The organism is Candidatus Borrarchaeum sp., assembly GCF_019058535.1.
Taxonomy (GTDB): Archaea; Asgardarchaeota; Sifarchaeia; order Borrarchaeales; family Borrarchaeaceae; genus Borrarchaeum; species Borrarchaeum weybense.
Genome location: NZ_JAHPYX010000180.1, coordinates 1 through 4,666 on the forward strand (window position 1 = coordinate 1; position 4,666 = coordinate 4,666).

Below are 4,666 nucleotides of genomic sequence, written 5' to 3' on the forward strand. Positions count from 1 at the left end.
ATGTAGAGTTATCAATAGTAATGTAGAGTTAACAATTATATAAATCTTGCTATTTCACCTCCATAAAATATAAGTTGATATCGAAAAGGCGTGAAGTTTATTGTGATGATCCTGTAGAGGATTAAATGCTCATAAAACCTATGTTTAAACACACTAGTTGACTTTTTAAGAAAACCACTCATTTTAGTCCATGTAAACATCGATAAAAATATAAGGAAATTCTTTTAATAAGAGAAGTCCATCAGGCAAGATTAGAACTCGCTATAAATTAAATTAATACGTGTCCCCGAACTCGCCGAAGTTATCAGTAAGGAAGAGGATGAAAACAATGCTTGAAATGCAGGTTTAATAACGTTGGAATGGTAAACCATCAAGAACGATTTTTTTTGCGTGGGAAACCCAAGAAAAAATAGTCCTAGGCAATTGCTATCGGTAGGCTTAAACAAGGCTAATTATTTGTTTTTTAGAGTTTAACTATTACGGGTAGCTAAGCAAGAAAGTACCACCGCTTCAGCGTGGTGATGAATTGCGTTGGGGTTATATATTGTGTTGCTCATAGAGCCTATGAGTATCTACGGGGCGTAGGGATGGTAAGCCTGTGGAGATAAGACCTCCGTAACCTGCAAGGGGATCGAGTCTGTCGGAGAAGCAGGAAGCCTTGAGGCTTTCGCACGAGGTAGGTCACCAAATTATACTGTAATCTAGAAAAAGATAGATGCCAGGAGTGTATATTGTGGCAAGAACACTTCTAATTTTACTTATGTTTCTTTACAACTGTGGTTCTTAATGTTTTAAACAGCACCTGGTCCTGGCATACCACGATGTTGTTTTATGGTTTTCTCAAGTTCCGCTTTGCTCTTGTATTCAAGTCCGCATGTCGGGCATTTGCCAGATTCATCTAGCTTGCTAACCATTACGTCTATGTAACCTGGTAAACCATGATGCTCTTCTATGTGTTTTTTCAGTTCTTCTTTCGATTTATATTCGAGTTGACATGTAGGACATGTTCCATAGTCATCCATGTGTTTCTCCACCACTTCAATGAACCCTGGCATACCATGATGTTCTTTAAACTTTTCTAGAAGTTCTTTCTTATGCTTGTATTTCATGCCACATGTAGGACACTGGCCGTAATCAACATATTCATTCCAGCTAGACATTTTTTCACCTTCTCTTTTTATTTTTTGTTAATATTTAGAATTCTTACATTTTATATGAATGTGTGTGTGTTATCTAACAGTAACAACGTAGATCTATCTCAAAAGTAATTGACGCGCTTATATATTGACTGAAAAATAAAAATCATCATTTTTATATCATCATCAATACTATGCTGCCCATTTCACTGTTGATCCTGTGTGATTTATAACTTAGTTGACAAGTAAATCCCGTTTTTAGTCTATTTAAAGCGGAATAGACGTGAAGAAAGAGTTAAAGTTCCAACTAGCCACGCTATTCCCATAAGCGGCCCAAGAAATGGAACTTGAGGTAGAGAAAATCCCCATCCATAGAGCAAGGCATCTAATAAATGCCGGAAAGGCATTATAAATCCAATCTCCCTCAACGGGCTGGGTAAAAGTATCATAAATAGACCTGAAAGTGCTCCCACCACCAAAACAGTCAGAAATGCAAAAAGGTGTACTTCTCCTGAAGTACCCGATATTAGAGTAACTAATACACCTAAAGCATTAGCGGTTAAAAGAGAAGCGATATAGCAGGCGAAAATCCATAATAAGGCAATCGGCTGGGAATGCTCAAGTCCATAGATTATTAATAATGGGGCAAGAAGTTGAAGACCGTCGAAAAATGAATTGATTAAAATATATTCACAAACTATATATGCAGAAGGTATAGGAAGCACTGCTAGTCGTTCTAACATTCTGTTCTCTCTTAGGCGTACTAATTTTACCGCCGAACCGAACACTCCTATGAAAAGCACTGCCGCAGTAATACCTCCCGCTTTAATATTGTAAGGAATCGAAAATATGGCAAGAGGACTCAGGAGAAGCAGTGGCAGTAGAAATTTCATCGTTAGAGTTCTTTTACTTTTTATCTCTTCTAAGAATTCCTTTTGCCAATAACGACTTGGGAGCATTAGTGGATCTCCTCTCTGGTTAGTTTAAGAAAGACATCACCTAGGTTCGGCTCATTCACATCCATACCTAAAATTGCTCCATTCTCTTTCACTACTTCATTTACAATATGTGGCAGGATTTTACGTCCATCGCGTACGAGGAAAACTATTTGAAAGCTATTTTCTGCTTCCTTATTTGCTGCTACCCCTTCTACTCCATTAATAGCCTGAAGTGAAGTTAAAGGAATGGGGGAAGCTACCCAAAGTGTTATCCGAGTTAGAGCTTTCAGCGATTTAACTAATTCCATTGGTTCGTCTGTAATCACTACTGTTCCTTGTCGGAGAAGAGCAACCCTTTTAGCCATTTGGGATGCTTCATTTACATCATTTGTGGCTACAATTATTGTTGTTCCTTTAAGTGCTTCCTGTTCCATAAGATCAAACAGCTTCAATCTGGAAACGTAATCGAGGCCCATGGAGGGCTCATCAAGCAATAAAAGCTTTGGTTGATGAACAAAAGCCTCTATAATAGATAGTTTGCGTCGCATTCCATAAGAATAGGTGACAACTGCATCATTTCGTTTTTCCCATAGCCCAAACCTACGAAAAAGATCGTTTAAACGATTTTTTATCATTTTTTGAGGGATATTGTAATAACTAGCAAAAAACCAAGCATTTTCATAACCAGTAAGTCTATCCCAGTGACTACTATGCTCTGAAAGAATTCCTATCTGTTTGCGGATGACTGCCCGGTCTCTTATCCCATCACGACCAAAGAGAGAAAATCGACCCTTATCAGGAGAGAAGATAGTGCTCAATATTCTGAGCAAAGTAGACTTCCCAGAACCATTCGGTCCCAGCAGAAAGAAGATCTCACCCTTCTGAATTCTCAAGTTAACATTTTCAAGAGCCTTAATTTTTCCGTAATATTTCCATACTTCTTCTATGATCACGGTCGCTTGCGTTTCTACCATCATCGAAACTCCAGACGGGTTTTTTCCGTAACCCTAACCAGACCCGGGGGATCCGTCTCTAGAACTTCATAGACCAAGATACGCTCACCTGTCCGCACCGTTTGTCCTATTAATTTGCTACGAAGAATATGGCGATGAAAGTCGGGAGCAAGTCTTTTGATCTTGCGGAAACTCACCATTTGAGCTTCTGGAACATCAGCCACTTCTTTGTCGTGTCGTCCCTTTTTCATTCCTAAGCGTTGAGCAATTTCTTGAACTATATCAGGAGTGACCTCTGAAAGATCTCTTTCCCGAGCTTGATCCTCAATTACTCGACGTGCCATTTCGCGCGCAAAAATTGGAACGCGTTCCATCATAAGTTCCGCTTCTGGCGTCCAAGGTAATGCGACATTCTGCACCTCTTGGGTAAGTTTAGGCACCTCTAATGGTTCCGTTGGAGGAGTCACCACCAACACATTTGTAGTGCTCAATCTGGTGATATTCAAAGTATTGGATCCGATAATCGAATCTTTTTCTCGATGCAATCCCCACCGTCCCATCACTATCAACCCTGCCCCCCTTAGTGTAGCGTAATGATAAAGTTGAGAATATACCTTTCCTGCTAATACATTTGGGTGGACTTCTATTCCCATTGATTGTGCCAGTAAGACACTTCGTTCCAACCCCTCTCGGTAAAGAGTCTCTAGCCCTTGATCTATGATTTCATCGTGAAGTCTTTCCTGAGCAGCAAAATTGAAGCGTTGCTTTGCCTCATCTGGTAAGGCATCAGTGATCGTCTGAAAGACCCCCGTATGAAAGAAAGGGTCATAGACTGCCACAGCTTCCACATTGGAACCAAATGCACGAGCGATAGAAACTGCTTTTTTCATGGCTGCATAACTGTTTTCACTCCCATCAATTCCTACCACAATAGGGTACTTTTCGAAATTCAAAGATTTTTTCATTACTAATATATCACTATTGGGGGCTAGAAATAAGATGCGTTCGGTTAAGCTTCCTATGAGTCCCTCTGGAACATGTCCATGTCCCAAGGCTCCCATCACAACAAGATCGGCATTATGCTCTTGTATTACGCGAAGAAGTTCCACATAGTTGCGTCCTTCAGGAGTTACGCCTTCGTAGGTCAATCCTTTTTCTTCGGCTTTCTGGATCAGAGGGGCTAAGTATGCGTCGGAGATGAGTTTCATCCCTGTTCCAATAATATCATCATGAGCATGGCGTAGATAATTTAAACGTTCTTCTTCCTGATAAGACTCTGGCAACCCAGGCTCCATTTCCTCAAAGCGAGTTCGATGCATGCGAGCGGCGTAGACATGACAGCCGATGAGATGCGTTTGGTTTCCTCGTTCAGCAAGTGCTAGTGCTGTTTTTAAAGCAATATTTGAACATATTGAGCCATCTAGGGCCACAAGGATACGCTTATACATTTTATCGCCTCGGAAACGGAGTTTTGTCTTGAATTTCTACCACATGAAAGAGAAATCCATAAGGATAACGAATTTGGGGGATATGAAACGAATCAAAAGCGAATAATTCACGAGCAGCTCTTAAAAAGCGAAAATATGGATTTTCAGAATCTACAAAACCGACCACTCCATTGAACTGGTAACTTGGGAAC

5 protein-coding genes are annotated in these 4,666 nt (G+C 40.3%); all 5 read right to left on the reverse strand.

All coding sequences use genetic code 11. From position 1 onward, the window contains the following. Positions 1-791: 791 nt before the first annotated feature. Positions 792-1,160, reverse strand: coding sequence for a C2H2-type zinc finger protein (locus QVB70_RS10640; RefSeq protein WP_287585921.1), 369 nt, complete (start codon positions 1,158-1,160; stop codon positions 792-794). A 239-nt stretch (positions 1,161-1,399) separates the two neighbouring features. Further along, complete coding sequence (locus QVB70_RS10645; protein ID WP_287585923.1) at positions 1,400-2,095, reverse strand: ABC transporter permease; 696 nt, start codon at positions 2,093-2,095, stop codon at positions 1,400-1,402. Next, positions 2,095-3,051 (reverse strand): ABC transporter ATP-binding protein, encoded by a 957-nt coding sequence (locus QVB70_RS10650; protein WP_287585926.1) that lies wholly within the window; start codon positions 3,049-3,051, stop codon positions 2,095-2,097. Before QVB70_RS10650 ends, QVB70_RS10645 begins: the two co-directional genes overlap by 1 nt. Next, positions 3,048-4,475 (reverse strand): universal stress protein, encoded by a 1,428-nt coding sequence (locus QVB70_RS10655; RefSeq protein WP_287585929.1) that lies wholly within the window; start codon positions 4,473-4,475, stop codon positions 3,048-3,050. Before QVB70_RS10655 ends, QVB70_RS10650 begins: the two co-directional genes overlap by 4 nt. A gap of 1 nt (position 4,476) precedes the next feature. Continuing rightward, a partial coding sequence (locus tag QVB70_RS10660) for a hypothetical protein (RefSeq protein WP_287585931.1) occupies positions 4,477-4,666 on the reverse strand: 190 nt, incomplete at its 5' end.

Bases quoted from the DNA above. Each gene is read 5' to 3' on its own strand.
- QVB70_RS10640 (WP_287585921.1), bottom strand. From the start codon at position 1,160: ATGTCTAGCTGGAATGAATATGTTGATTACGGCCAGTGTCCTACATGT.
- QVB70_RS10645 (WP_287585923.1), bottom strand. From the start codon at position 2,095: ATGCTCCCAAGTCGTTATTGGCAAAAGGAATTCTTAGAAGAGATAAAA.
- QVB70_RS10650 (WP_287585926.1), bottom strand. From the start codon at position 3,051: ATGATGGTAGAAACGCAAGCGACCGTGATCATAGAAGAAGTATGGAAA.
- QVB70_RS10655 (WP_287585929.1), bottom strand. From the start codon at position 4,475: ATGTATAAGCGTATCCTTGTGGCCCTAGATGGCTCAATATGTTCAAAT.